This window comes from Pseudonocardia sp. DR1-2, from assembly GCF_023717215.1.
GTDB classification, from domain to species: Bacteria; Actinomycetota; Actinomycetes; order Mycobacteriales; family Pseudonocardiaceae; genus Pseudonocardia; species Pseudonocardia alni.
This window is the reverse complement of the sequence record NZ_JAMQOF010000001.1, coordinates 44831-71376: the sequence shown is the minus strand read 5'-3', so window position 1 is coordinate 71376 and position 26546 is coordinate 44831. Positions and strand designations below refer to the sequence as shown.

The following is a 26546-nucleotide window of genomic DNA, read 5'->3' as shown; positions in this document are numbered from 1 at the left end:
GAGGGGGCTCGGTGACTTCGACGCGGGAACGACGGCGCGGCTGGACCGTGGTGCACGGCGGCAAGGCCCCGCCGCCCGGCGAGGTCGTGGGCCCGCACGAGCGGCTGTCCTGGCCGCGCACCGTCGGCCTCGGCGGCCAGCACGTGATCGCGATGTTCGGGGCGACGTTCGTCTTCCCGGTCCTCATGGGACTGAACCCGAACATCGCGATCCTGATGTCCGGCGTCGCGACCGCGCTGTTCCTGCTGATGACCCACGGCCGGATCCCCAGCTACCTGGGGTCCTCGGCGTCGTTCGTCGGCGGGGTCGCGGCGATCCGCGCCCAGGGCGGGGACTCCGCGGCCGTGACCGGCGCGATCGTCGTCGCCGGGGTGGTGCTGCTGCTGGTCGGCGTGGTCGTGCACCTGGTCGGCGCCCGCGTCGTGTCCCGGCTGCTGCCACCCGCGGTGACCGGCGCCGTCGTCATGCTGATCGGGTTCAACCTCGCCGGGGTCGCCTCGACCGTCTACTGGCCACAGGACCAGTGGGCCGCGCTGGTGACGATGGTCGTGGTGATCGCCGCCGCGGTACTGCTGCCGGGGTTCTGGGGCCGGATCGGGGTGCTGATCGGCCTGGTCGCCGGGTTCGCCTTCTCGCTGCTGCTCGACGCCACGACCGGCCCGATCACCGCGCCCGACGCGAGCGGGGACGTCGGCACCCGGATGCGGGTCGACCTGTCCGGGGTCGGGTCCGCGGACTGGGTGGGCCTGCCGCCCGCCACCCAGACCGGTCCGGACGGCATGGAGATCGCCGGCTGGCACTGGCCGACGTTCTCGTTCGCCTTCGCGCTCCTCGTGCTGCCCTCGGTGATCGCGCTGATCGCGGAGAACGCCGGGCACGTCAAGGCCGTCGAGGGGATGACCGGCGAGCGCCTCGACCCGTACCTGGGCCGGGCCCTGGCCGCGGACGGCGCGGGCACCACGCTGGCCGGCCTGGTCGGCGGCTCCCCCACCACGACCTACGCGGAGAACATCGGCGTGATGGCCGCGACCCGCGTCTACTCCACCGCCGCGTACTGGGTGGCCGCGGCCGTCGCGGTGCTGCTGGGGTTCTGCCCGAAGTTCGGGGCGCTGATCGTCGCGGTGCCGGGCGGGGTGCTCGGCGGGCTCACCGTGGTCCTCTACGGCATGGTCGGGCTGCTCGGGGCGGCCATCTGGATCCGCAACGGGGTCGACCTGGCCCACGCCGCGAACCTGGTGCCGCTGTCCGCCGGGCTGATCATCGGCATCGGCGGGGCGAGCCTGTCGGTGGGCGGGTTCGAGCTGTCCGGGATCGCGCTGGGCACGATCGTGGTGCTCGTCGGCTACCACGCCCTGCACGCGCTGCTCCCCGCCGACCGGCGCCCCTCCGGCGACGGGGACGGCGGGCCGCTCGGCTGAGGCCCAGGCCGCCGCGCCGGGTCGGACGAGGCCGGGCGGATCGCGCTGCGCCGGACGCCCGCCGCACGGCGGTGGTGCCGGCGCCGGGCCCGGTCGGCCCGGGCGACGTCGGCGTGCCCGTCCGCGACGACGGGCGACGGACGGTGCGCGCCCCGGAGAGCGGCGGACCACACCCACCGTCCTGATCGCCGCGCGTCGGTGAGGTTAGCCTCCCTTCATGACCGAGCGCAGGGGCACCGGTGACACACAGGTCACCGCACGGGAGGTGGTCCGCAGCACCATCAGGTCGTTCCGCGGCCGGGTCGCGGCGGCGACCGTGCTGCTGTGCGGGCACCAGGTCGGAGAGGCACTGGTACCGGTCCTGGTGGGCGTCGTCATCGACCGCGCGGTCGCGACCGGCGACGTCGGCAGCCTGGTGATCTGGCTGCTCGTGCTGGCCGCGGACTTCGCGATGCTGTCCTACAGCTACCGGTTCGGCGCGCGGCAGGCCCTGCACGCCGACCTGCGTGCCGACGCCGGGCTGCGCACCCGGGTGGCGGCCCGGCTGCTGGACCACCGCGGCGGCGCCGAGACCGGAAGGCTGCCCGGCTCGATCACCTCGATCGCCGTGGCCGACGCCAAGCGCGTCGCGATGATGAACTTCTGGATCCCCACGGCCGCGGCCGCCGCGGCCGCGCTCGTGGTCGCCACCGTCGCGCTGCTGCGGATCTCGCTCCCCCTGGGCCTGCTCATCCTGCTCGGCACCCCGCCGCTGCTGTGGCTGATCGGCCGGGTCGGCCGGCCGCTGGAGCGGCGCAGCGGCGCCGAGCAGGAGCGGGCCGCGCGCGCCGCCGGCACCGCCGCCGACCTGGTGTCCGGGATCCGCGTCCTCAAGGGACTGGGCGCCGGGCCCGCCGCCGCCGAGCAGTACGCGGCCAGCAGCCGCACCGCCCTGGGCGCCACGCTGCGGGCGACCCGCGCCGAGGCCGGCTTCCTCGGCACCGTCCAGCTCGCGAACGGCCTGTTCCTCGCGGTCATCGCGCTCGTGGGCGGTCTGCTCGCCCTCGACGGGTCCATCACCGTCGGCAACCTGGTCTCCGCGGTCGGGCTCGCCCAGTTCCTCGTCGGGCCGCTGCAGACCCTCGGCATCGCCGGGGCGCGCCTCGCCCAGGCGCGGGCCTCGGCCGGGCGGATCGCCGAGATCCTCTCCGCGCCGCCCGCCGTCGGCCCCGGTCGCGACGGCCGGGATGCCGGCCCCACCGCCGACCCCACGGACCCCGCCGCCGCGCTGGCGGTCGCCGGGCTGCGGCACGGCCCGCTCGACGGCCTCGACCTGCACGTGCCCGCCGGTCAGCTGCTCGGCGTGGTCGCCCCCGACCCGTCCGCGGCGACCGCGCTCGCCCGCTGCCTGGCCCGCGACGTCGCACCCGACGAGGGGCGGATCCTGCTCGGTGGCACCGGCGTCGACGACCTCGCCCCGGCCGCCACCCGGTCCACGCTGCTGGTCGCGGCGCACGACGCGCACCTGTTCACCGGCACCGTCCTGGACAACGTCACCGCCGCGACCGGCGACCGGGCCCCGGGGTCCGCGACGGTCGCGGCGATGGCCGCGGCCCGCGCCGACCAGGCCGTCGAGGCCCTCCCGCAGGGCGCGGACACCCCGGTGACCTCGCGCGGCAGCTCACTGTCGGGCGGGCAGCGCCAGCGGGTCGCACTGGCCAGGGCACTGGCCGCCGACCCCCCGGTCCTGGTGCTGCACGACCCCACGACGGCCGTCGACGCCGTCACCGAGTCCGAGATCGCGGCCCGGCTGCGCGAGCACCGCACCGGCCGCACGACCGTGCTCCTCACCACCAGCCCGGCGCTGCTCGCGGTCACCGACCGCGTGGTGGTGCTGCGCGAGGGCCGCGTCGTCGCGGACGCGACGCACACCGAGCTGATGACCGACGACACCGACTACCGCAGGGTGGTGACCGGATGACCACCGGGACCGAGCCGTCCGGCCCCCGCCTGCTGCCCGTCGCCGACGGGCGCCGCACCCGCGCCGTCCTCGGCGAGCTGCTGGCGCCGCGCCGCGGGACCGCCGTCACCGCACTCGTCGCCCTGGTCGCCGGGGCCGCGGTGAGCCTGGTCGCGGCACCGCTGCTGGGCCGGATCGTCGACCTCGCCGCCCGAGGGTCGGAGCCGTCCGCGCTGACCGCGCCGGTCGTCGCCCTGGCCGGGGTCGCGGTCGTCCAGGGTGTGCTCGCCTTCGCCGGGATCGCGCTGGTCGCCCGGGTCGGGGAGACGATGCTGGCCCGGCTGCGGGAGCGCTTCGTCGCCCGCGCGCTGGACCTGCCGCTGGACACCCTGGAGCAGGCCGGGTCCGGTGACCTCACCTCGCGCGTCACCGACGACGTCAAGGTCGTCGGCGAGGCGGTGCGCGAGGCGCTGCCCGAGTTCGCCAGGGCCGCGCTGATCATCGGCCTGACCCTGGTCGCGCTCGCCGCACTGGACTGGCGCTTCCTGCTCGGCGCGCTGCTGGCGGTGCCGATCCAGGTGGTCACCGCCCGCTGGTTCCTGCGCCGCTCCGGCCCGCTCTACGACGACGAGCGCATCGCGGGCGGGGCCCAGCAGCAGCAGCTGCTCGACACCGCGGCCGGGGTGAGCACGGTGCGCGCGTTCCGCCTCACCGACGACCACCTGGACCGGGTCCGTGCCCGCGCCGAGGCCGTCGCCGGGATCGGGCAGCGGCTCGTGGTGCTGCAGACCCGCTTCTTCGGCCGGCTCAACGCCGGCGAGGTCCTCGGTCTGAGCGGGGTGCTGGTCGCCGGGTTCGTGCTGGTCGGCAGCGGCAGCACGACGATCGGTACGGCGAGCGCGGCGGCGCTGTACTTCATCAACCTGTTCACGCCGATCAACATCATGCTGTTCCAGCTCGACGCCGCCCAGTCCGCGGTCGCCGGGCTGCGGCGCATCGTCGGCGTCGCCGAGATCGACCCGCCCGCACCGCCGGCGGACCCGGCGGTGCCCGCCGACGCGCGGGTGCGGGTGCGCGGTCTGACCCACTCCTACGTCGACGGCCACCCGGCACTGTCCGGGGTGGACCTCGACCTGGCACCCGGCACCCGGGTCGCGCTGGTCGGGACCAGTGGAGCGGGCAAGTCCACGCTGGCCAAGCTCGTCGCCGGGATGCACACCCCGGACGCCGGGTCGGTCGAGATCGGCGGCGTGCCGCTGGAGCGCATCGACCACCGCGCCGGGCGGGCGCCGGTGGTCCTGGTGACCCAGGAGGTGCACGTGTTCGCCGGGCCACTGGCCGAGGACCTGCGCCTGGCCCGTCCGGACGCCACCGACGACGACCTGCGCGCCGCCCTGGCCACGGTCGGCGCGGCGCCCTGGGTGGACCGGCTCCCCGACGGGCTGGAGACCGTCGTCGGGGACACCGGGCACGCGCTGACCGTGGTGCAGTCCCAGCAGCTCGCCCTGGCCCGGCTGGTGCTGGCCGACCCGTCGGTGGTGATCCTCGACGAGGCGACCGCCGAGGCGGGCAGTGCCGGCGCGGCGGAGCTGGAGCGCGCCGCCGACGCCGCGCTGGCCGGCCGTACCGCCGTCGTCGTGGCGCACCGGCTCAGCCAGGTCGCCGACGCCGACCTCGTGCTGGTGCTCGAGGACGGGCGGACCGCGGAGACCGGCACGCACGCCGAGCTGGTCGCCTCCGGCGGCCGCTTCGCCCAGCTGTGGCAGGCCTGGACGGGCCTGCGCGGTGAGCCGGTCCGGCCCGCCGCCGACCGAGGTGGGGTCTCGTGACCGCCCGCTCGTCGAGCCCGGCGTGGGTGAGCTGCTCGCGGTGCTCCCCCGAGCCGCACCGCACCGCCACGGCGTCCGGCGGGCCCACGACCTGCCGGGCGAACGGTTCCGGTCCGGTCACGGGCACACCGTCCGGCAGCGGTCCCGGGCGCGGGCCGGACGGGGACGGCGGCGTCCGGGTCACGGGAGGCGCTCCCGGGCTGGTGCGGGACGGCCGGCGCGGGACGGCTCAGCCGGCGGGGACCTCGGCGGGCGCGGGCCACAGCGAGTGCCGACCCTCGTCGTCGACCAGCACGTAGGAGCTGCCCTCGGGGGCGTCGACGGGGTTCGTGGACACGGCTCTCCCCGGGACCGGCGGAACGGACGGGGCAGCGCTCAGACGACGACGGGCGTCGGCGCCGTCGACGGCACGGGGGCACCGGTCAGCGAGGCGACGACCTCACCGGACCGGACCGCGATGTTGGACAGCAGGGTCGAGGTGATGCCGTGCGTGTGCTCGGTCGGTCCCTGCAGGTAGAAGCCGGCCCGCACCGCGGTGCCGTCGGCCAGTGCCGTGGTGCCGAGCCGGTAGTCGCGGTGCACGTCGAGCCGGCCGCGGGCGTCGCGGGCGCAGGCCTCGTCGAGGCCGCCGGACAGCAGCCACAGCGGGTCGGCGGGGCGGTAGCCGGTCGCGTAGACGACGGCGTCGGCGGTGATGACCTCGCGCGAGCCGTCGATCAGCGACTCGACGGCCAGCTCCACCCGGTCCCCGACGTCGACCACGTCGGCCACCCGGGACACGTTGCGGAAGCGCAGGCGCTCGGTCCCGGCGACCCGCTCGTGGTAGTGGGTGCGGTAGAGGCCCTCGATGAGCTCCGGGTCGACCACGGAGTAGTTGGTGTTCGCGTGGTAGCCGAGGATGCGGTCCTTGACCTCGTCCGGCGCGGTGTAGAAGTCGTCGACGGCGGCCGGGTCGAAGATCCGGTTGGCGAAGGAGGTGTCGTCGGCGGGGCTGTAGCCGTAGCGGGCGAACACCGCGTGCACCTCGGCGGTCGGGAAGGTGCGGTGCAGGTGCTCGACGGTCTCGGCGGCGCTCTGCCCGGCGCCGACGACGGCGAAGCGGGTCGGCTCGGTCCCGGCGAGCTCGCGTGTGCGGAACAGCAGGTCGCGGTTGTGCCAGACGCGGCCGCCCACGGTGATCCCGCGCGGCAGGACGGGGGTGAGCCCACAGGCCAGGACGACGTTGCGGGCGCGCAGGCGCTCCACCCGGTCCCCGGTGCGGACGACGACGTCGACGAGCTCCACGCCGTTCCCGCCGCGGACCGGCTCGATCTCGACGACCTCGCTGCCGTAGTCGACCGTCACCGCCGACCCGGCGGCCGCGCTGATGTCCCCCAGCCGTGCCGCGGCCCACTCCAGGTAGTCGTGGAACTCACGGCGGGTCGGGAACGACGAGCCGTAGTTGATGAAGTCGGCGAGCCGGTCCCGGTCGTGGAGGTAGGACAGGAAGGAGAAGCCGCTGGTCGGGTTCCGCAGCGTGACCAGGTCCTTGAGGTGCGAGACCTGCATGGTCGCGTCCTCGAGCAGCATCCCGCGGTGCCAGCCGAACCGCTCCTGGCGCTCGACGAAGCGGGCGCTCACCCGCGCGTCGGCCGGGACCGTCGCGTTGTGCTCGAGCAGGGCGATGGCGATGCCGAGGTTCGACGGCCCGAACCCGACCCCCACCACGTCGAGTACCTCCGGGGTGGAGTGGGGGTTCGCGTTCGCGGGGTTCGCCATCACGGTCCTTTCGTTGCTTCGGCACGCCTCAGATAAGGCGAGGCTAACTGCAACACGAAGGTGGATGTCCCGCCTAGGGGGTGATCGTCGAGGCCCGGCCGCGAGGGGCCGTCCGCACTGGTCAGCGCTCTGACGTGACGCAGGTGTCACCCATTGGGAGTACACGGCGTCACGGTGCACGTACCGCCGCACGAGGGTGTCGCACGCCCCGTCCGCGCGTCATCAGATCTGATGAGAGGGCCTCCCCTGCCACCCGGGGCGTGAGCGCGCCGGCCGGTGGCGACCCCGGCCGCGCGACGGCGCGGAACGGCGGCGCCGCGCGGGACGGTCGTGTCCCGCGCGGCGCCGATGACGGTTCACCAGTCCCAGTTGCGCACGAGCGATCCCCCCTCGACCGGAGTGCTTCTCCCCGTCCCGGAACGGACGCCGTTGCGCTCCGCACGTGAGGACGCACGGCGTGCTCCACGATCGAGTGATGACGTGGCCAGAGTAAGCGACGGACAACGCTCCGTCACGATTTAACGTGGACCTGAGGCGTTCGCCGTCGGTTCCGGGCCGTTCGGCGCGGATTCCGGCCACCGGGGGACGAACGGCAAAGGCTTGCCTTACCCGCGGGTAGCCTCGGTCCATCCCCTGACGCAGTAGACGAACAGGCAGGCGACGTGACCTCTGGCCCGGTGGCACCGCGCCCGGCTGGGCGCCGCCGTCGTGCGCCGGACGCCCGGTCGCTGCTCGGCCTGCCGCTGCGCCCGCTGCTGCTGGTCCTGGTCGTGGAGGCCGCCGCGGTGTCCGCGGTCGTCGCGGGCCTGCTCACCGGGGACCTGCCGGGACGGACCGAGGTGCTGCTCTGCGGGCTGCTGGTGCTGGTGGCCGCGGCGCACACCGAGCTGTCGGTCAACGCCGAGCGCCTGCGGCGCCGGATCGCCGCGACCCGCTACATCAACATGACCTCGGTGTGGACCTTCGCGGCCGCGCTGCTGCTGCCGCCGGGACTCGCGACGGTCGTCGTCGTCGTCATCTACCTGCACCTCTACCTGCGGGTGGCCCGCCCGAGCGGCACGCCGCCGCACCGCCAGGTCTACAGCGCGGCCACGGTGCTGCTCGCCGTGCACGCCGTCGCGGGGCTGCTCGCGCTGGTCGACGGCCGGGCCGGGGCGCTGGCGACCCCGCAGAACGCGGCGCTGGTGCTGGGCGCGCTGGTCGCCTACACGACGGTGAACACGCTCCTGGTCGTGTCGGTGCTGCGGCTGACCGCACCGGGCTCGCGGTTCCTCGCGATCCTGCTGGGCGGCGACATCGGCCTGGAGCTGGCGACGCTGTCGATCGGCGGGCTGGTCGCGGTCGTGCTCGCCAACACCTCCCCCTGGTTCGCGTTGCTCGCGGTGCTGCCGCTGCTCGTCGTCGAGCAGACCACCCTGGTGCGCCAGCTGGAGGCGCAGGTCGACACCGACGCCAAGACCGGGCTGCTCAACCCGGCGGCGTGGCGCTGGCGCAGCCGGCAGATGCTGGAGCGCGACACGCGTACCGACCGGGCCGCCGCGGTGCTGATCCTCGACCTCGACCACTTCAAGGCGGTCAACGACCGGCACGGCCACCTGGCGGGCGACGACGTGCTCCAGGCCGTCGCCGACGTCCTCACCGCCGAGGTCCGCGACCAGGACCTGGCCGGCCGGTTCGGCGGCGAGGAGTTCGTGGTCGCACTCGGCGGGATGCGCGCCGACGACACCCCGGCCGCCCGTGCCCGCGAGGTCGCCGAGCGGATCCGGCGGGGCGTGCGCGCGCTGCAGGTCGACACCGCGACCGCCGGGCTGGTCACCGGGCTGTCGGTGTCGGTCGGGGTCGCGACGACGCCCGACCACGGCACGGACCTCGACGGCCTGCTGGCCGCCGCGGACGCCGCGCTCTACGAGGCCAAGCACGCGGGCCGCGACCGGGTCGCGGTCCGGCGCCCCGCACCACCGGTCGCCGCCGAGGGCGCGACGCCACCGTTCGGGCTGAGCTTCGGCACCTGAGGCGCCGGGTCACGGCCCCAGCAGCACCCGCGCCAGGTCCTTCCACTGGGGCAGCATCGCGTCGCCCGCGGGATCGCGCGGGTCGAAGGTGTAGGTCAGCGCGGTCCCCCGCATCGAGGTCAGCAGCAGGTCGCGCAGCTGCTTGAACCGCGGGCGGCCCGCCAGCTCGTCGCCGAACATGCGGGCCATCGACGCGCGGATCGCCGCACCGAGCCGCTTCTCCTCGGGACGCAGCGCCTCGGCGATCTCGGAGTTGGACCGGGCCGCGGTCCACAGCTCCACCGCCGCCCAGAAGTGCGGCTCGGAGAAGCTCTCCCACAGCAGCTCGATGACCCGGTCGGCGCGTTCGAACAGGCCGACCTGGTCGGCTTCGAGCACCCGTCGCACGCGCTCCTCGGTGTCGGCGACGCGTTTGACCGCGAGGTGCTGCGCCGCCGCGACCAGCAGCCGGTCCCGGCTGGGGAAGTGGTGCAGCAGCCGGCCGCGCGAGACGTCGGCGGCCGACTGGATGGTCAGGGTCGTGGATCCGGAGTAGCCGCCGTCGATGAGGCAGGCGACGGCGGCGTCCAGGATCCGGGCGCGGCTGTCCGAGGACCGCTGCGCCCGGCTCCTGGCCACCGGGGTGGGTTCGGTGTTCATGATGTGGTCATGATCGCCTGTCGGTCATCGGCTCAGAGTCCCAGACCCCGGCCGATCACCTCCTTCATGATCTCGGTGGTGCCGCCGTAGATCCGGGTGATGCGGGCGTCGGCGTAGGCCTTGGAGACCGGGTACTCGCTCATGTAGCCGTAGCCGCCGTGCAGCTGCAGGCAGCGGTCGGCGACCCGGCCCTGCAGCTCGGTGCACCAGTACTTCGCCTTCGAGGCGTCGACGGCGGTGAGCTCGCCCGCGTTGAGCGCGCGGACGCAGTCGTCGACGTAGTGCTCGGCGAGGTCGATCTCGGTGTCCATCTCGGCGAGGGCGAACTTGGAGTTCTGGAACGAGCCCACCGGCGAGCCGAAGGCCTTGCGCTCCTTGACGTAGGCGAGGGTCCCGTCGAGCACCGCCCGCGCCGCCGCCACACCGGCGATCGCGATCGACAGCCGCTCCTGGGGCAGCTTCTCGACCAGCTGGACGAAGCCCTTCCCCTCCTCGGGCCCGAGGAGGTTCTCCACCGGGACCTTCACATCGGTGAAGGACAGCTCCGCGGTGTCCTGGGCGTGCATCCCGAGCTTGTCGAGGTTGCGGCCCCGCTCGAAGCCCTCCATCCCGCGCTCGAGCACGAGCAGGCTCATGCCCTTGTGCTTCTGCGACGGGTCGGTCTTGACCGCGACGACGATCAGGTCGGCGTTGATCCCGTTGGTGATGAAGGTCTTCGCGCCGTTGACGACGTAGTGGTCGCCGTCGCGGATCGCGGTCGTCGACATCGACGCCAGGTCCGAGCCGATGCCGGGTTCGGTCATGGCGATGGCGAGGATCGTCTCACCGCTGACGACGCCCGGCAGCCAGCGCTGCTTCTGCTCGTCGGTGCAGTAGGTGAGCAGGTAGGGCAGCACGATGTCGTTGTGCAGGGTCAGGCCGAGGCCGGACCCTGCGGCGCCGACACGCAGCAGCTCCTCGCTGATGACGGCGTTGAACCGGAAGTCCTTGACCCCGCCGCCGCCGAACTCCTCGGGCGCGTCGATGCCCAGGAAGCCGTTCGCACCGGCGGTGGTGAACAGCTCCCGCGCGACGGCGCCGTCACGTTCCCACTGCGCCTCGTGCGGGACGATCTCCTTCCCGACGAAGGCGCGGAACGCCTCCCGGAAGTCCTCGTGGTCGGACTCGTAGAGCGTGCGCTTCACGGCGCCGCCTCCCCTCGGGTGGTGGTGACTAGCGGGGCTGCATCCGGATGGCGCCGTCGAGACGGATCGTCTCGCCGTTCAGCATGGGGTTCTCGACGATGTGTGCGGCGAGCTTGCCGTACTCGGTGGGCCGGCCCAGTCGCGACGGGTGCGGGACCTGCTTGCCCAGCGAGGTCTTGACGTCCTCGGGCAGGCCGGCCAGCAGCGGGGTCTCGAACAGGCCCGGGGCGATGGTGTTGACACGGATGCCGAGGTCGGCCAGGTCGCGGGCGATCGGCAGGGTCATCCCGACGATGCCGCCCTTGGAGGCCGAGTACGCGGCCTGCCCGATCTGGCCCTCGAAGGCCGCGACCGAGGCGGTGTTGACGATGACGCCGCGGTCGCCGTCGACCGGCTCGGCCTTGGCGATGCGCTCGGCGGCCAGCCGGATCACGTTGAACGTGCCGATCAGGTTGACCGAGACGACCTTGGTGAAGTCGGCCAGCGGGAACGGGCCCTTCTTGCCGTAGGTCTTGATGCCGTTGCCGATGCCGGCGCAGTTGACCGCGACGCGGACGGTGCCGAGCTCCTCGGCGGCGTCGAGGGCGGCCGAGACCTGCTCCTCGTTCGTGACGTCGGCGGCGACGAAGCGGACGTTCTCGCCCAGCTTGTCGGCGACGGCCTCCCCCTGCGACGACGGGAGGTCGATGATGACGACCTTCGCGCCGAGCTCCACGAACTTCTCGGTGGTGGCCAGGCCGAGGCCGGAGGCGCCGCCGGTGACGACGGCGACGGAGCCGTTGATGTCCATGTTCTGTCTGTTTCCTTCCGGGTGGGGAGCGGGTGTCAGAGGAGCTCGAGGATGGTGGCGTTGGCCTGGCCGCCGCCCTCGCACATGGTCTGCAGGCCGTAGCGGATGCCGTTGTCGCGCATGTGGTGGACCAGGGTGGTCATGATCCGGGCGCCGGAGCCGCCGAGCGGGTGCCCGAGCGCGATCGCGCCGCCGTCGGGGTTGAGCCGGTCGGCGACCCCGGCGTCGTCGCCGGCGATGTCGGCCAGCCAGGCCAGCGGCACCGGGGCGAAGGCCTCGTTGACCTCGAAGGCGCCGATCTCGTCGAGCGACAGGCCGGAGCGCTTGAGCGCCTTCTCCGTCGCCGGGATCGGGGCGGTCAGCATGATCACCGGGTCGGCACCGGCGAGCACCGCGGTGTGCACGCGGGCGATCGGGGTGAGTCCGAGCTCGCGCGCCTTCTCACTGGTGGTCATGAGCAGCGCGGCGGAACCGTCGGAGATCTGCGAGGAGTTGCCGGCGTGGATGACGCCGCCCTGGTCGGCGTCCTTGAACACCGTCGTGAGCTGGGCCAGGCCCTCCAGGGTCCCGCCGCGGCGGACGCCCTCGTCGGCGGTGACGCCGGCGATCGGGGCGATCTGGCCGTCGAACCGGCCGTCGTCCTGCGCGGCGGCGGCGCGCTCGTGCGACTGCAGGGCGAACTCGTCGAGACGCCGACGCGAGAAGCCCCACTTCTCGGCGATCATCTCGGCGCCGACACCCTGGTTCGGCGCGACGCCGTAGCGCTCGGCGAAGTCGTTGCCCAGCGGGTCCTGGTCCTGGCGCGAGGAGCCCATCGGGACCCGGGTCATGGACTCGACACCGCCGGCGACGGCCACGTCGTAGTGCCCGGCGATCAGACCGGCCGCGGCGAAGTGCACGGACTGCTGGCTGGAGCCGCACTGGCGGTCGACGGTCACGCCGGTGACGGTCTCGGGGAACCCGGCGGCCAGGGCGGCGTTGCGGCCGATGTCGAACGTCTGCTCGCCGCTCTGGGACACGCAGCCCCAGATGACGTCCTCGATCTGTGCCGGGTCGACGCCGGACCGCTCGACCAGGCTGCGCAGCACGTGGGCCGACAGGTCGGTGGGGTGGATGCCGGCGAGGCCGCCCTTGCGCTTGCCGACCGGGCTGCGTACAGCCTCGACGATGACTGCGTCTCGCACGGTGTCCGCTCCTTCGCGACGGTGGACGGCGCCCGGACGGGGCCGTCGGCTCGCCACGACGGTAGCAGGAAACAGTCAGCGTTGACTGCCACGGAGCGGTGCGACCCGGGTCACGCCGGCCACGGAGCTCCCTCGACCGGCGCGCCACCGTCCACCGGTACCTCGGCGCCGCCGGGGCGGCGCCGAGGTACCGGTCGGTCCCGGACCGGCGGCGCGGCACGGGCGCGGCGGGCCGGTGCGGGACCGGGGTCAGGCGGAGGTGGCCGACACCCGACCGGCCGTCGCACCCTCGGCGGAGGCGGTGGCCGCGGTGACGTCGGCGGCCGCGGTGGCGTCGGCGGGCTCGGCCGCGTCGCGCCCGAGGATCCCCTCCTGCGCCGCGACGAGCGTCGGCACGGTGATCTGCCCGGCGACGTTGGTGGCGGTGCGCATCATGTCGAGGATCGGGTCGATGCCGATCACGACCGCGATCCCGGCCGCGATCACCGCGGGCGGCATCCCGACCGCGGCGAGGGTCAGGGTCAGCATGGTGAACCAGCCGGTCGTCCCGGCGGTGGCCAGCGCCCCGAACACCGCGACGGCGACGATCACCAGGTACTGCCACGCCGCGAGCTGCACCCCGGAGATGTGCGCGATGAAGATCGTCGCGAGCGCCGGGTAGACGGCGGCGCAGCCGTCCATCTTGGTGGTCGTGGCCAGCGGGACGGCGAACCCGGCGTAGTTGCGGTCCACGCCGAGGTCGATCGCGGCCTGCCGGGACATCGGCAGGGCGGCGCCGGACGAGCGGGAGACGAAGGCGAACTGCAGCACCGGCCAGGTGGTGCCGAAGAAGCGGCGCGGCCCGATCCCAGCCACGACCTTCAGCAGCAGCGGGTAGACCCCGAACAGGACGATCGCGCAGCCGAGGTAGACGGTGACGATCAGCCCGGCGAGCGAGGAGACGACGCCGCTGCCGTAGGTGGCGAACGCGGTGCCGATCAGGCCGAGCACGCCGATCGGGGCGAGCACGACGATCCAGCGGATGACCGTCAGGACGATCTCGAACGCCGAGCGGGAGAACGCGACGAACGGCTCGGCCTTCTCCCCCAGCGCGTAGGCGGCGGCGCCGACGAGCAGCGCGGCGACGACGACCTGCAGCACGTTGTCGTCGGCGAACGCGGCGACCGGGTTGTCCGGCACCAGGGTCGACAGCAGCGCCTCCCACGATCCCGCGGTCCTCGCGCCCACGGCCTCGACGTCGGCCGGGTCGGCGGCGATCGTGACGCCCTCACCGGGCCGCCCGATCAGCCCGATCGTGATGCCGATCAGTACCGCGACCAGGGAGGTCCCGGCGAACCAGGCGACGGTGCGCCCGCCGAGCCGGGCCGCGGTGCGGCCGCCGCCGAGGTCACGCAGGCTGACGATGCCGACGACGATCGCGAGGAACACCAGCGGCGCGACCGTGAACTGCAGCAGGCCGGTGAACAGCCCGCCGACGGTGTCCAGCGTGGTCGCGAGACCCGCGGACCCGGTGACCCGGGCGGTCAGCCCGAGCAGGGCGCCGAGCACGAGCCCGGCGACGGTGAGCAGTGCGAACACGCGCGGGCGCTGCCAGGCGCGTGCGGCACGGACGACGAGTGACACGGGTTCCCCCAGGAGGTGCGGTACGGGTGTGGGCGGCGGTCAGCGCCGACAGCCCGTGGCGGGACGGCGGCACAGGTCGATCACCCGCCGGCTCACCAGCCACACACCCGTCCCCCGCACAGGAGCGAGCAACGCACCCGTTCGCCGCGTTCTTCCCGCCGGACGGAGGCACGCAGCGTGACCCGTACCTCCGTCCTGGGCCGTCACCGCACCGGTGGGGTGGTCGCGTGCGCGGCCGGCTCGGCCCCGTCGCGGCCCGCGGTCGCGAGGTCGATCCCCCGGGTCTCGGGCAGCAGGTACACCGTCAACCCGGACACCAGCAGCAGCACGATCGCGTAGCCGAGGAACAGGCCGGGCCTGCCGATCTCGGCGAACAGCGTCTGCAGGTAGGGGGCGGTCCCGCCGAACAACGCGACCGCGATCGAGTACGGCACGCCGAGCCCGGCGGCGCGCACCCCGGTCGGGAACATCTCGGCGTAGAGGGCGGGCCCGACGGCGCAGCCCGCCCCGATCAGCGCGAGCGCGACGGTCATCGCGACGAACAGCGTCGGCCCGTCGTGGATCATCGCGTCGAGCGGGAACAGCGCCAGGACGAGCACCGCGCCGGGCACGAGCAGGGTGCGGCGGCGGCCGAACCGGTCCGAGGCGGCGCCCCACAGCGGCAGCAGCACCATGAACACCGCCAGCGCACCGGCGCCGGCCCACAGCGCCGCCGCCGGGTCCACCCCGCGCGCGGTGATGGCGTACGCCGGGGCCGCGACCGACCAGACGTAGTAGACGACGGTCAGGCCGCTGGTCAGGAACACCACCCGGGCCAGCGCCTTCGGGCGGGCCAGGACCTGGCGCCACAGCGACGGGCGGCCGGGGGTCGCGGCGCGGGCCTCCTCCTCCCGTGCGTAGGTGTCGGACTCACGCATCCGCAGCCGCATGACCAGCGCGTACAGCCCGAACAGCCCGCCCAGGACGAACGGCACCCGCCAGCCGTAGGCGGCCATCTCCTCGCGGGTGAGCACGCTCGACAGGACGGCTCCGAGCACCGTCCCGACCAGGATGCCCGCGGTGCCGGAGAAGTAGATGAGGCTCGACCACAGCCCGCGCCGTGCGGGCGGGGCCATCTCGGCGAGGTAGGTCTGTGCGGCGGGCAGCTCGCCCCCGTGCGCGAGGCCCTGCGCCAGCCGGGCCAGGACCAGCACGACCGGTGCGGCGATGCCGATGACGGCGTGGGTCGGGACGAGCCCGATCACCAGGCTGCCCACCGCGGCGGTCGCCACGCACAGCGCCATCGACAGCTTCCGGCCGCGGCGGTCGGCGATCCAGCCGAACAGGAAGCCGCCGAACGGGCGGGCGACGAACCCGACGGCGAACACCGCGAGCGTCTTGAGCAGGGCGGTGCCGGTGTCGTCGCCCGCGAAGAACTGCGGGGCGAAGAACGCCGAGAACGTCGCGTAGACGTTCCAGTCGAACCACTCCATGGCGTTGCCGGCACCGATCCCGAGGATCGTGCGACGCCGCTCGGTGCGCTCGGTCATGCCGCCACCCCCGCGGCCGGGGCGAGGCGGGTGGTGGCGAGCGCGGCGTACAGCGCGGTCGCGTCGGCGAGGACGCCGTCGTCGAAGCGGGCGAGCGGCGAGTGGTTCATCGGTGCGGTGTCGGGGTCGGCGCCGGGTGGGCAGGCGCCCATCCCGAGGAACGCGCCCGGGACGGCGGCGAGCACCCGGGAGAAGTCCTCGGAGCCGCTGACCGGGTTCGGCGCGAGCCGGAACCGGTCCTCGCCGAGCAGCTCGGCGCACACCCCGGCGGCGAACCCGGCCTCGTCGGCATCGTTGACGGTGCGCGGGTACTCGTCGGTCCAGACGACCTCGGCGCGGACGCCGTGCGCGGCGGCGACACCGTCGCAGACCTCGCGGACCAGCACCGGCAGCGTCGCGGCGTGGGCGTCGGAGAAGCTGCGCACGGTCGCCTCGAAGCGGGCGGTGTCGGGGATGACGTTGCGCCGGGTGCCCGCGGCGACGACGCCGACGGTCAGCACGACCGGGTCGAACATGTCGAAGCGGCGGGTCACCATCGTCTGCAGGGCGGTGATCATCTCCGCGGCGGCGGCGATCGGGTCCCGGGCGGTGTGCGGGTTGGAGCCGTGACCACCCGCCCCGTGCACGACGACGTCGAGCGCGTGCGAGGCGGACAGGAACACCCCGGGCCGGGTCGTGACCAGCCCGGCGGGCATCCGGTTGGCGAACACGTGCAGGCCGTAGGCGTGGTCGACGCGCCGTCCGGCGGCGGTCAGGACGCCCTCGGCGAGCATGTGGCCCGCGCCGTCGAAGCCCTCCTCGCCGGGCTGGAACATGAACACGACGTCGCCCGCGAGGTGGTCCCGGTGGGCGCTGAGCAGCCGTGCGGCCCCGGCCAGCGCCGCGGTGTGCAGGTCGTGCCCGCAGGCGTGCATGGTGCCGGTCCGCGCAGCGAAGTCCTCGCCGGACCCCTCGGCGACCGGGAGACCGTCCATGTCGCCGCGCAGCAGGACCACCGGGGCGTCCGCGCCGGCGCCCGGGGCGGTGCCGCGCAGGACGGCGGTGACCGACGTCGTCGTCGTCCCCTCGGTGATCTCCAGCGGGAGCCCCTGCACCGCGGCCAGTACCCGGTCCCGGGTCCGGGGCAGGGCCAGCCCGACCTCGGGGTCACGGTGCAGCTCCCGGCGCAGGTGCACCAGGTCCGGCTGCAGCGACCGGGCGTCGTCACGAAGATCCACAAGCGTCCCCTCGGGTCGTACCGGCGGGCCACGCTGCCCGCCGGAGGTCCTGCCCGAGTCTCGGAGCCCGCGCGTTACGGCACGTAACATCGACGGATCCGATCCGGATCGGGGGCCCCGTGGACGGAACCGACCGTCATCCGCTGTCCGAGGACGACTTCGCGCTCGTCCACGCGCTGCAGCTGCACCCGCGCGCGAGCTGGGCCGGACTCGGCCCGGTGCTCGACGCGGCGCCGGTGACGCTGGCCCGGCGCTGGGCCCGCCTGCAGGGGTCCGGGCACGCGTGGATCAGCTGTTATCCGGTGGTCGGCGAGGACGCCATGCAGGTGGCGCTGGTCGAGGTGGACTGCGCGCCGGGGCGGCTCGCCGGGGTCGTCGCGGCGCTGGACTCCGAGCCGTCGGTGATGACCATCGAGTACGCCGCCCGCGGCCGGGACCTGCTGCTGACGGTGAACGCGGCGTCGTTCACGGAGCTGTCGGGGCTGGTGCTGGACCGGATCGGACGGGTGGCCGGGGTCGCGTCGGTGCGCACGCACCTGGCGTCGCGGGTGCACCGGGAGGGCAGCCGGTGGCGGCTCGACGCGCTCGACACCCGGCAGGTCGCGGCCGTGCGCGCGCTGCGCCGGGCGGACACGACACCGCAGGCGGCGGGTGTCGACCTGCGGGGGCCGGTGTACGCGCCGCTGGTGCGGGAGCTGTGCGCCGACGGCCGGGCGAGCGCCGCGGAGCTCGCGGACCGGGTCGGGCGGCCGGCGTCGACGGTGCGCCGGCAGCTGTCGGCGCTGGTGCGCTCGCGGGCACTGGTGTTCCGCTGCGAGGTCGCACAGCTGCTGACCCGGTGGCCGATCTGCGTGACGTGGTGGATCCGGCTGCCGACCGCCGCGGTCGAGCACGCGGTGCGCCGGGTCCGGACCGATCCGCGGGTGCGGCTGTGCCTGTCGCTCACCGGGCCGGAGAACCTGCTGCTCACCGCCTGGACGCACTCGCTGGGCGAGCTGGTCGGGATGCAGTCGGCGCTGGAGCGGTCGCTGCCGCAGGCGCAGATCGTGGACACCTCGGTCATCCTGCGGACCCGCAAGCGGATGGGGTGGCTGCTGCACCCCGACGGCCGGGCCACCGGGGCGTGCGTCCCGGTGTTCCCCGGCTGAGGAGGGTCAGAGCCAGGCGTCGCGGACGTCGAGCGTGGTCCGGTCCAGCGACGCGAGCAGGTCCAGCTGCGGGCCGGTGCGGGGCAGCTCGTGGCGCACGAAGTAGCGGGCCGCGGCACGCTTGCCCTCGTACAGGTCGCCGTCGCGACCCTCGGCGGCGAGCGCCTGCTCCAGCCAGATCCAGGCGAGCACGACGTGCCCGACGGCCTCCAGGTAGACCGTGGAGTGGGCGACCGCCAGCGCCGGGTCGTCCTGGCCGTGCACGATCCCGGTCACCTCGACGACCCGGTCCACGGCCGCCGCGACGGCGTCGGCGTGCGCGGCGAGTTCCCCGCCGACCGCGCGTCCGCGCTCCACGGTCTGCCCGATCGTCTCCCGCAGCAGCGTCAGCCCGGCGCCGCCCTGCATCACGACCTTGCGGCCCAGCAGGTCCAGGCCCTGGATACCGTGGGTGCCCTCGTGGATCGGGTTGAGCCGGTTGTCGCGGTAGAGCTGCTCGACGTCGTGGTCGCGGGTGTAGCCGTAGCCGCCGTGGATCTGGATGGCGAGGTCGTTGGCGTGCAGGCACCACTGCGACGGCCAGCTCTTCGCGACCGGGGTCAGCACCTCCAGCAGCAGGTGCGCCCGGCGGCGTTCCCCGTCGGTCCCCGCCGTGCGCTCCTCGTCGAGGAGCCGCCCGCAGTACAGGTTCAGCGCGAGCGCACCCTCCACGTAGGACTTGCTCGCGAGCAGCATCCGGCGCACGTCGGTGTGGGCGACGATCGGCACCTGCGGGCTCGCCGGGTCCTTCGCCCCGGCCGGGCGGCCCTGGGTGCGGGTACGGGCGTGGTCGAGGGCCAGCAGGTAGCCGGCGTAGCCGAGTGCGGTGGCACCCGCCCCGACCCCGACCCGGGCCTCGTTCATCATGTGGAACATCTGGGCGAGACCGGTGTGCGGCTCCCCCACCAGGTAGCCGACGGCGCCCGCCTCCCCGCCCGGGGTGGCGCGGCCCTCGCCGAAGTTCAGCACCGTGTTGACGGTGCCGCGGTAGCCCATCTTGTGGTTGAGCCCGGCGAGGGCGATGTCGTTGCGTTCGCCGTTCTCCAGCACCCGGGGCACCACGAACAGCGAGATGCCCTTCACCCCGGCCGGTCCGCCGGGGATCTTCGCCAGCACGAGGTGGACGATGTTCTCCCCCAGCTCGTGCTCGCCGCCGGAGATCCACATCTTGGTGCCGGTGATCCGGTGCGTGCCGTCGTCGCGCGGCTCGGCCCGGGTGGTGACGTCGGCCAGCGACGACCCGGCCTGCGGCTCGGACAGGCACATCGTGCCGAAGTAGCGGCCCTCCACCATCGGGCGCACCCAGGTCTGCACCTGCTCGGAGCTGCCGTGGGTGAGCAGCAGGTTGGCCGCGGCGACGGTGAGCATCGGGTAGGCGGCGGTGGCGACGTTGCCGGCGTGCAGCCACACGAAACACGCCTGGACGACGACGGCGGGCAGCTGCATCCCGCCGACCCGCTCGTCGAGCCCGGCGCCGACGATCCCGGTGTCGCCCAGCACCTTCAGCGCGGCGCGGACCTCGTCGGGGAGCGTGACGCGCTCGCCGTCGAACTCGGGCTCGCGGGTGTCGGAGACCTTGCGGTGCGGCGCGAAGTGCTCGGTCGCGACCTGTGCGGCGAGGTCGACGACGGCGTCGATGGTGTCGCGGTCGTGCTCGGCGTAGCGCTCGCGGTCGCAGAGCTCGACCACCCGCAGCCAGTCGTGGAGCAGGAAGTCGAGGTCGGCACGGGAGATCAGCTGCGCTCGCACGGCACCCACGATCGCACCCCGGGGCGGGTCCGGGGAAGCGGGCCGCTCAGCCCCCGGCCGCGAGCGCCGGGGCGAACGCCGGCGACCCGGACCGGCCGGTCCGTACCAGGTCGGCGACGAGCTCGCCGACGGCCGGGGCGTACTTGAAGCCCTGGCCGGAGAACCCGCCGAGGACGACGGTGCGCGGCTCCCACGGGGCGAGCGCGACGATCCCGCGGCGGGTCGGGGTGTAGCCCTCGACGTAGGACTCCAGCCGGGCGGGCCGGTCGGACATGCCGGCCAGGCGGGCGGCGACCGCGCCGGCCCAGTCCCGGGTGTAGCCGGCCTCGACCAACGGGTGGTGGTCGGCCGGCGAGTGGACGCGGGGCTGCGGCTGCTGGTGGTTGATCTTGACGGTGGCGCCGTCGACGGCGGGGAAGAACGTGTGCACCGGTGCCGCGGTGTGGATCCCGGGCGGGAAGACCGCGGGCGCGAACCGGGCGGGGTCCCGCACCCCGAACCAGCTCAGCACGACACGGCGCTGCTCGATCCCGGTGACGCCCGGGACGAGACCGGCGCCGTGACCGGTGGCGATCACGACGTGGTCGGCGACGGTCTCGCCGTCGACGGTGTGCAGCACGACGCGCCCGCGCCGCCTGCCGATACCGACGACGGTGACGCCCTCCCGGACGGCCGCTCCGGCCCGGCGGGCCTCCGCGACGAGCCCGCGGGTGGCGGTGCCGGCGTCGAGCAGCCCGCCGCCCGGGTCGAGCACGGCCACCTCGTCCGCGCCGAGCAGGTGCGCGGGCCAGCGCGCGGCCGCCGTGGCCGCGTCGAGCACGGTGGTCCGGCCCGGCAGCGCGACCGCCCGGACCCGCGGGTCGTCGCGGGGGCCGAGGGTGAGTGCGCCGCAGGCGGTGAACGGCGCGCCGGGCAGTCCGGTCCAGAGCTCACGGCTGCGGTCGAGCAGGCGGACGTGGTCCGGCCCGGTCGCGACGGCGGTGCGGAAGATCCGCGTCCCGCCGCCGGAACCGCCGTCGGGGTGGCCGACGCGCCCGGACTCCAGCCCGACGCAGGACACCCCGGCGCGGGCCAGCGCGAGCAGCGACGCCGCGCCGAGCACACCCAGCCCGACGACGGCGCACTCGACCGACCCGGCCCGCCTCACGGGTGCTGCGACCGGATCCGGGCGTCCGCGGGCAGCGGCACGCGGGCCGGGTCCCGGGGCAGGCGTCCCGGCCAGACCAGGCAGAGCAGCGGCGGCGCACCGACCGCCCGCAGCGCGGCGACGGCCGTCACGACGTCCTCGGTGGTCGTCGCGGCGGTCTCGACGACGAGCACGCTCGGCCCGCCGTCGCGCACGCTGCACAGGTCCTCGTGCGCGAGCCGCGGGACCCGCAGGGCCCGCACGACCGGCGTTCCGGGGGCGACGGTCGTCGCCGGGGCGCCGGGGGTGAGGTCGTGGAACTCGCGCCGGTCCCCCACCAGTGCGGCCGCCTTGACCAGCTCGGACGCGACGTCACAGGCGGGCTCGCGGGTCAGCTGGACGACGGTGAGGCGGTCGACGTGGCGCAGCAGGTCGCGGTAGGCACCGGCCAGGCGCGGCACCGCGTCCGGGGCGGTGCCCGGGGCGAGCACCGGCACGTCGAGCCGGGCCCGGAGCCGGTCCTCGGGGTGGGCCTCGGGCAGCAGTCCGCGGCCGCGGCGGACCGCGGGCACCCCGAGACCGGCCAGCAGCAGCGCCGCACCGGCGCCGACCCCGGCCGCACCGCCGACCCACCACGCGGTCGGGACCTCCGGCGCGACGACCGGATCGGGCCCGTCGACCACGACGGTGACCTGCCCGGTCCGGTCGGCCAGTGTCCGGCCGAGCTGCTCGGCGACCGGGTCGGTCCCGGTGGTGCCGGAGCTGCCGGTGGCCTGGGCGTCGGCGGCCCGCCGGTCGATCTCGGCGCGCAGCGGCTGGGTTCCGCCGGTGGTGACGGCGGCGTCGAGGGCGCCGATGCGCTCGCGCAGCGCGGTGACCGCGTCGTCGGCCAGCGCGGTGGCGGTCGCGTCGTCGGTGCCGGAGGCGCGGACGGCGACCACACCCGGTTCGGGTGCGGTGAGCACGAGGCGCCCGGCGACGTCGGTGACGGTGGAGCCGGTCAGCTGGGCGACGCGATCGGTGAAGGCGGCGCTGCCGGCCGCGGCGAGTGCGCGGGTGGTGGCCGGCCCGGGGTCGGCGGTGCCGACCGAGCCGACCTGCACCGACGTCGTCGCGACGGTGGGCGGCGGGAGGAGCACGGCCAGGCCCGCCGCGCCCGCGGCCGCGAGCAGCACGGCTCCGGTGACGGGCGCGCGGCGACGGCGCAGGGTCGCGCCGATCTCCGCCAGGGCGCCGTTGCGGTCCGCCCCGGACGGGACGGGTGCCGGGGCCGCGGCCGGGACCGGCGCGGCCGCGGGGCTCGTCGACGGGGCCGTCGCCGCGGTCCGGTCCGGCCGGGGCGCCCCGGGCGGGGCCGGACCGTCGAACCCGGCCGGCAGCGCCGGTCCCGACCCCGTCGGAGCCGGACGCGAGGGTGCGACCGGGGACCACTGCGGGGCCGGTGCCCGGGCGGGCGCGGACGTCGTCGGCGGCACCAGCGGTGTCGCCGGGGTGGCCGGCGACGGGCGGGACGGCACCGCCGGGGCCGGGGCGCCCGGCGGGGTGGACCGGGTGGGCAGGGCCGACGAGCCGGTGACCGGCGCCGTCCCCGTGACCGCCGACGCCGCGACGGGCGTCGTGGCCGACACCGCGCCGTGCCCACCGTTCGCGCCGTTCACCGGAGCCGGGGCGGGGCTGCCGGTCGCTCCCGCGACGGAGCCCGGGGCCGCGGGCACGGCCCCGGTGCGGGGTGACGTCGGCAGCGACGTCGGGGTCGCGGTGCGGTGGGCCCCGGCGCGCGGTCGCGTCTGCACGGTGTCCTCCGCACCGGAGGCGCCGGGAGCCCCGGACCCGTCCGGTGTGCCGGGCTCCGCCGACGAGGCGGCGGGCTCGCCCCGGGTCACCGCGCCCGGCGGCGGCAGCAGCCCCCGCCGCCGCGACCGGGCCCGCTCGGGCGCGCCGGAGGGCGACGGCTCGGCGGGACGCGACGCTTCGGCCGGACCCGACGGCTCGGCGGCGCCGGTACCCGGCGACGCCGGGTCGGCGTCGCGCACCGGGACCGGCCCCGCACCGGCCGACGACGGGGTGACCGCCGGCAGCGCCGTCGTCGCGGAGACGTCGTCGACGGCACCCGGGGCACCGTCGGCCGCCTCCTGCGGCGCACCCCCGCGGCGGTAGGGCGTCGGCCGCGACGGCGCCGACCCGGCCACCGCCTCCGCCGCGCGCCGCGGCGGGACCAGCGGGGCCCGCGGGGTCCTGGTGCGGGCCATCAGCGGGACCCCGCGACCAGGGCCGGGCCACCGGGCAGGATCTCGGTGACCACGCCGGCGGGGGTGACCTCGGTGATCGTGGCCTCGCGCGGCTGCGGCATCCCGGCCGCCGCCTCGGGGCCGAAGTGCTCGGCCAGCCACGACGGCCGGTAGACCGTGTCCAGGTAGCGCTCCCCCATGTCCGGGGCGAGCGCGACGGCCGTGGTCGTCGCGTCGCCGTGGCGGCGCAGCCAGTCCGCGGCCCCCGCGACGACGGTGCCGGTCGACCCGCCGAACAGGAACCCGCGGCGGGCCAGGGCGTGGCACGCCTCGAGCGTGTCGGGCTCGGCGACGTGCACGACGTCGTCGATGTAGGACTCGTCGAGCGCCTCCGGGCGGACGCTGGTGCCCAGCCCCGGGATCATCCGGGGCGTCGGCCGGTCACCGAAGGTGACCGACCCGGCCGCGTCGACCGCGACCACCCGGACCGGCCGCGGCCGGGACCGGAAGTAGCGGGCGCAGCCCATCAGCGTGCCGGTCGTGCCCGCGCCGACGAAGACCACGTCGAGCTGCGGGAACGCCGCCTCGATCTCCGGCCCGGTGGTGACCAGGTGCGAGCCCTGGTTCTCCGGGTTGGCGTACTGGTTGAGCCAGACGTAGCGGTCGTCGCCGGCGACCAGCGAGCGGACCAGCGCGATCCGGGTGGCGAGGAAGCCACCGGCGGCGTCCGGGTTGTCCACGACGCGGACCTCCGCGCCGAGGGCCTCCATCAGCCGGTGCGTGGCCGGGTTGCAGCGCGGGTCGGTGACGCAGACGAACCGGTAGCCCCGGCTCGCCGCGATCATGGCGAGCGCGACGCCGAGGTTGCCCGAGGAGGACTCCACGAGCACCGATCCGCGGTGCAGCAGGCCGCGCCGCTCGGCGTCGGTGACCATGCCGAGCGCGGCTTTGAGCTTGACCGATCCTGCGAAGTTGAAGCCCTCGCACTTGAGGTAGAGCGACAGTCCGAGGACCCCGGTCAGGTCGACGTACAGGTCGTCGGTGTTGAAGTCTTCGGGTGCGGAGATGACGGTCATCGTCGACCCCTCGTGTACCAGTGGTGGCGGCTCAGCCGTGCCGGCTCAGCTCGTGGAAGAAGTCGTCGACGGTGTGCAGCTCGCCGGCGCGGGCGACCTCGGCGTGGACGAACCGTCCGACGGCGAGGTCGAGGACCCCGAGGCCGAACGGGGAGAACACGACCGTGCGGTCGGTGGGGACGGCCAGCGTGCCGTCGAGCACCTGGTCGAGGGTGCCGTCGACGAAGTCGCGGTTCCCGGTGGCCTGTTCGGCCAGGTGCGGGGAGGTGTCGGCCTTGAGGCAGTGCTCCACGTCGTCGAGGACGTTGAAGGCGCTGAGCACGACGTCCGCGGACAGGTCGCGCAGCGACACGTTCAGCACCAGCGGGTGGTGGTCGAACCAGGCGGGGTCGTGCACGTGCGGGGTGCCCGCGACGGTCGCGAAGATCACCAGGTCGCTGCCGCGGACCAGCGACTCGGCGGAGTCGTGGATCCGGACCGCGCCGGGCGCGGTGCGCTCGACGTGGCCCCGGAACCCCTCCGCGGAGTCGGCCGACAGGTCGAACACGCCGACCTCGTCGAAGGTCCAGCCGGTGCCGACCAGGAACTGGTGGATGTAGCGGGCGATCAGCCCGGTCCCGACGAACCCGACACGACGCGGGCGGGCCCCGTCGCGCGAGAGCCGGTCGGCCGCCGAGGCCGCCGACGCCGCGGTGCGGGTCGCGGAGATGATCGAGCTCTCCAGACAGGCGTACGGGTAGCCGGTGCGGGGGTCGTTGAGGATCAGCACCGCCGAGGCCCGGGGGACGCCGCGGGCGACGTTCTCCGGGAAGCTGGAGATCCACTTGATGCCGTCGACGCCGGTGTCGTCACCGGTGCCGCCCAGCGACGCGGGCAGCGCGATGATCCGCGACGACGGCCGGTCGGGGAACCGCAGGAAGTACGACGGCGGGTTCACCGTCGCGCCGGCGCCGTGCACCCGGTAGGTGTCCTCGACGAGCTCGACAAGCTCCTTCTCCCGCCCGCCGAGCGCCCGCGCCACCTGGGCGCCGGAGATCACGGAGAAGGCGGGGACGGACTCGGCCGGGGCGTTCATCGGGCTCCCTCGAAGGCGGGGACGGCGACGCCGTCGGTCATGGCGACGACGACGTGCCGGTCACCGGTGTAGGGGTCGCGGCCGTGGGCGAACCGCAGGTTGTCCACGACCAGCAGGTCGCCGTCCTGCCAGGGCTCGCGGACGGCGTGCCGGTCGTGCGCGGCGTTGATCTCGTCGACGACCGCCTCCGGCACCGGGGAGCCGTCGCCGAAGCGGGTGCTGAACGGCAGCCCGTCCGGGCCGTGCATCTCCAGCAGGAACTCGCGGACCTCGGGGTCCATCGCGAACTCCGACAGGAACGCGATCTGGTTGAACCAGACCCGCTGCCCGGTGACCGGGTGCATCAGCACGCCGTGCCGGCGCTGGCGGGTGCGCAGCCCGCCGTCGGGCGTCCAGACCGTGTCGATGGCGTTGGCCCGGCAGTAGCGCTCGACGGCGTCGCGGTCGGCGGTGCCGAACGCCTGCTCCCAGGAGGCGCCGATGTCGTCGCCGTAGGAGCGGGTGAGGATCCAGCCCTCGCGCTCGACGCGGTCGACGAGTGCGGGCGGCAGGTCCGCCGCGACCCGGCTGGTGTCGACCAGTGGCGTGGCGCCGCCGGTCTCGGGTGCACGCAGGCAGGCGAACAGCAGCGTGGCGGGCGTGTCCAGGACGTAGGACAGCTCGTGGTGGGCGCACATCGGCTGGCGCGCGGGCCACGGGGTGGCCGAGTAGACGCCGTCCGACAGCAGGGTCCGGGCGGCGATCGCCTCGCGCTCGACGTAGCTGCCGGTCCCCAGCCGGGCGGCCACACCGGCGACGTCGGCGACGGTGCGCAGGCCGAGCCCGCGCACCAGCACGACACCGTGGTCGTCGAGCAGGTCACGCAGCGCGTCGCCGTGGCGCTCGGTCCAGCCGGCGGCGTCGCCGCCCGGGCCCGCGTCGAGGACGGGCGGTCGTCCGGGGTGCGGGCGCACCCCGAGCAGTGATCCGGTCATGTCTCCCCC

At 75.1% G+C, this 26546-nt stretch carries 19 protein-coding genes and 1 pseudogene; 5 read left to right on the top strand and 15 right to left on the bottom strand.

The features are described from left to right. The first annotated feature begins 11 nt into the window (after positions 1-11). From ND486_RS00285 to ND486_RS00275, 3 genes are all read left to right on the top strand, one after another. Positions 12-1418, top strand: a complete 1407-nt coding sequence (locus tag ND486_RS00285; RefSeq protein ID WP_251782246.1) for a uracil-xanthine permease family protein — start codon at positions 12-14, stop codon at positions 1416-1418. Positions 1419-1635: 217 nt separating this feature from the next. Further along, the gene (locus tag ND486_RS00280) at positions 1636-3378 is read left to right on the top strand and encodes an ABC transporter ATP-binding protein (protein ID WP_251782245.1); all 1743 of its coding nucleotides are present in this window, start codon (positions 1636-1638) and stop codon (positions 3376-3378) included. Next, on the top strand, positions 3375-5186 hold the full coding sequence (locus ND486_RS00275; RefSeq protein ID WP_251782244.1) for an ABC transporter ATP-binding protein: 1812 nt from the start codon (positions 3375-3377) through the stop codon (positions 5184-5186). The genes ND486_RS00280 and ND486_RS00275 overlap by 4 nt, the downstream gene beginning before the upstream one ends. A gap of 232 nt (positions 5187-5418) precedes the next feature. On the opposite strand, the pseudogene ND486_RS00270 reads toward ND486_RS00275, so the two are convergent. Both ND486_RS00270 and ND486_RS00265 read right to left on the bottom strand, forming a co-directional pair. Continuing rightward, positions 5419-5523 (bottom strand): annotated as a pseudogene (locus ND486_RS00270) (MbtH family NRPS accessory protein); the annotation flags it as partial. A 38-nt stretch (positions 5524-5561) separates the two neighbouring features. Continuing rightward, positions 5562-6944, bottom strand: coding sequence for a lysine N(6)-hydroxylase/L-ornithine N(5)-oxygenase family protein (locus ND486_RS00265; protein WP_251782243.1), 1383 nt, complete (start codon positions 6942-6944; stop codon positions 5562-5564). Between the two features lie 662 nt (positions 6945-7606). Between ND486_RS00265 and ND486_RS00260 the strand changes: the two genes are divergently transcribed. Then, the gene (locus tag ND486_RS00260) at positions 7607-8956 is read left to right on the top strand and encodes a GGDEF domain-containing protein (RefSeq protein WP_251782242.1); all 1350 of its coding nucleotides are present in this window, start codon (positions 7607-7609) and stop codon (positions 8954-8956) included. A 9-nt stretch (positions 8957-8965) separates the two neighbouring features. Here ND486_RS00260 and ND486_RS00255 read toward each other — a convergent pair whose 3' ends face one another. From ND486_RS00255 to ND486_RS00225, 7 genes are all read right to left on the bottom strand, one after another. Beyond that, positions 8966-9595, bottom strand: a complete 630-nt coding sequence (locus tag ND486_RS00255; RefSeq protein WP_251782241.1) for a TetR/AcrR family transcriptional regulator — start codon at positions 9593-9595, stop codon at positions 8966-8968. 32 nt (positions 9596-9627) lie between these two features. Beyond that, on the bottom strand, positions 9628-10779 hold the full coding sequence (locus tag ND486_RS00250) for an acyl-CoA dehydrogenase family protein (protein ID WP_251782240.1): 1152 nt from the start codon (positions 10777-10779) through the stop codon (positions 9628-9630). Between the two features lie 28 nt (positions 10780-10807). Further along, on the bottom strand, positions 10808-11569 hold the full coding sequence (locus ND486_RS00245) for a 3-hydroxyacyl-CoA dehydrogenase (protein WP_251782239.1): 762 nt from the start codon (positions 11567-11569) through the stop codon (positions 10808-10810). A 35-nt stretch (positions 11570-11604) separates the two neighbouring features. Continuing rightward, positions 11605-12753, bottom strand: coding sequence for an acetyl-CoA C-acyltransferase (locus tag ND486_RS00240; RefSeq protein ID WP_251782238.1), 1149 nt, complete (start codon positions 12751-12753; stop codon positions 11605-11607). Between the two features lie 249 nt (positions 12754-13002). Continuing rightward, the gene (locus ND486_RS00235; protein ID WP_251782237.1) at positions 13003-14376 is read right to left on the bottom strand and encodes a dicarboxylate/amino acid:cation symporter; all 1374 of its coding nucleotides are present in this window, start codon (positions 14374-14376) and stop codon (positions 13003-13005) included. A 203-nt stretch (positions 14377-14579) separates the two neighbouring features. Next, positions 14580-15905 carry an MFS transporter gene (locus ND486_RS00230; RefSeq protein WP_251782236.1) on the bottom strand — a complete coding sequence of 442 codons (1326 nt, stop codon included), beginning with the start codon at positions 15903-15905 and terminating at the stop codon, positions 14580-14582. Then, entirely contained in the window at positions 15902-17122 is a 1221-nt protein-coding gene (locus ND486_RS00225) for a M20 family metallopeptidase (protein ID WP_100877496.1), read from the bottom strand. Before ND486_RS00225 ends, ND486_RS00230 begins: the two co-directional genes overlap by 4 nt. A 119-nt stretch (positions 17123-17241) precedes the next feature. On the opposite strand from ND486_RS00225, the gene ND486_RS00220 reads away from it, so the two are divergent. After that, positions 17242-18270, top strand: a complete 1029-nt coding sequence (locus ND486_RS00220; protein WP_251782235.1) for an Lrp/AsnC family transcriptional regulator — start codon at positions 17242-17244, stop codon at positions 18268-18270. 6 nt (positions 18271-18276) lie between these two features. Here ND486_RS00220 and ND486_RS00215 read toward each other — a convergent pair whose 3' ends face one another. Genes ND486_RS00215 through ND486_RS00190 form a run of 6 tightly spaced genes read right to left on the bottom strand, consistent with a single transcriptional unit; the run spans position 18277 to position 26537 of the window. Then, complete coding sequence (locus tag ND486_RS00215; protein WP_251782234.1) at positions 18277-20058, bottom strand: acyl-CoA dehydrogenase; 1782 nt, start codon at positions 20056-20058, stop codon at positions 18277-18279. 46 nt (positions 20059-20104) lie between these two features. Next, the gene (locus ND486_RS00210; protein ID WP_251782233.1) at positions 20105-21205 is read right to left on the bottom strand and encodes an FAD-dependent oxidoreductase; all 1101 of its coding nucleotides are present in this window, start codon (positions 21203-21205) and stop codon (positions 20105-20107) included. After that, entirely contained in the window at positions 21202-23433 is a 2232-nt protein-coding gene (locus ND486_RS00205; protein ID WP_251782232.1) for a hypothetical protein, read from the bottom strand. Before ND486_RS00205 ends, ND486_RS00210 begins: the two co-directional genes overlap by 4 nt. Beyond that, positions 23433-24488 (bottom strand): 2,3-diaminopropionate biosynthesis protein SbnA, encoded by a 1056-nt coding sequence (gene sbnA / locus ND486_RS00200; RefSeq protein ID WP_251782231.1) that lies wholly within the window; start codon positions 24486-24488, stop codon positions 23433-23435. The genes ND486_RS00205 and sbnA overlap by 1 nt, the downstream gene beginning before the upstream one ends. A 31-nt stretch (positions 24489-24519) precedes the next feature. Next, the gene (sbnB, locus tag ND486_RS00195) at positions 24520-25563 is read right to left on the bottom strand and encodes a 2,3-diaminopropionate biosynthesis protein SbnB (RefSeq protein ID WP_251782230.1); all 1044 of its coding nucleotides are present in this window, start codon (positions 25561-25563) and stop codon (positions 24520-24522) included. Next, positions 25560-26537, bottom strand: a complete 978-nt coding sequence (locus tag ND486_RS00190; protein ID WP_062395838.1) for a TauD/TfdA family dioxygenase — start codon at positions 26535-26537, stop codon at positions 25560-25562. Before ND486_RS00190 ends, sbnB begins: the two co-directional genes overlap by 4 nt. Positions 26538-26546 lie beyond the last annotated feature (9 nt).

Bases quoted from the DNA above. Each gene is read 5' to 3' on its own strand.
- ND486_RS00275 (WP_251782244.1), top strand. From the start codon at position 3,375: ATGACCACCGGGACCGAGCCGTCCGGCCCCCGCCTGCTGCCCGTCGCC.
- sbnA (WP_251782231.1), bottom strand. From the start codon at position 24,488: ATGACCGTCATCTCCGCACCCGAAGACTTCAACACCGACGACCTGTAC.
- sbnB (WP_251782230.1), bottom strand. From the start codon at position 25,563: ATGAACGCCCCGGCCGAGTCCGTCCCCGCCTTCTCCGTGATCTCCGGC.
- ND486_RS00190 (WP_062395838.1), bottom strand. From the start codon at position 26,537: ATGACCGGATCACTGCTCGGGGTGCGCCCGCACCCCGGACGACCGCCC.
- ND486_RS00205 (WP_251782232.1), bottom strand. From the start codon at position 23,433: ATGGCCCGCACCAGGACCCCGCGGGCCCCGCTGGTCCCGCCGCGGCGC.
- ND486_RS00255 (WP_251782241.1), bottom strand. From the start codon at position 9,595: ATGAACACCGAACCCACCCCGGTGGCCAGGAGCCGGGCGCAGCGGTCC.
- ND486_RS00265 (WP_251782243.1), bottom strand. From the start codon at position 6,944: ATGGCGAACCCCGCGAACGCGAACCCCCACTCCACCCCGGAGGTACTC.
- ND486_RS00245 (WP_251782239.1), bottom strand. From the start codon at position 11,569: ATGGACATCAACGGCTCCGTCGCCGTCGTCACCGGCGGCGCCTCCGGC.
- ND486_RS00280 (WP_251782245.1), top strand. From the start codon at position 1,636: ATGACCGAGCGCAGGGGCACCGGTGACACACAGGTCACCGCACGGGAG.
- ND486_RS00230 (WP_251782236.1), bottom strand. From the start codon at position 15,905: ATGACCGAGCGCACCGAGCGGCGTCGCACGATCCTCGGGATCGGTGCC.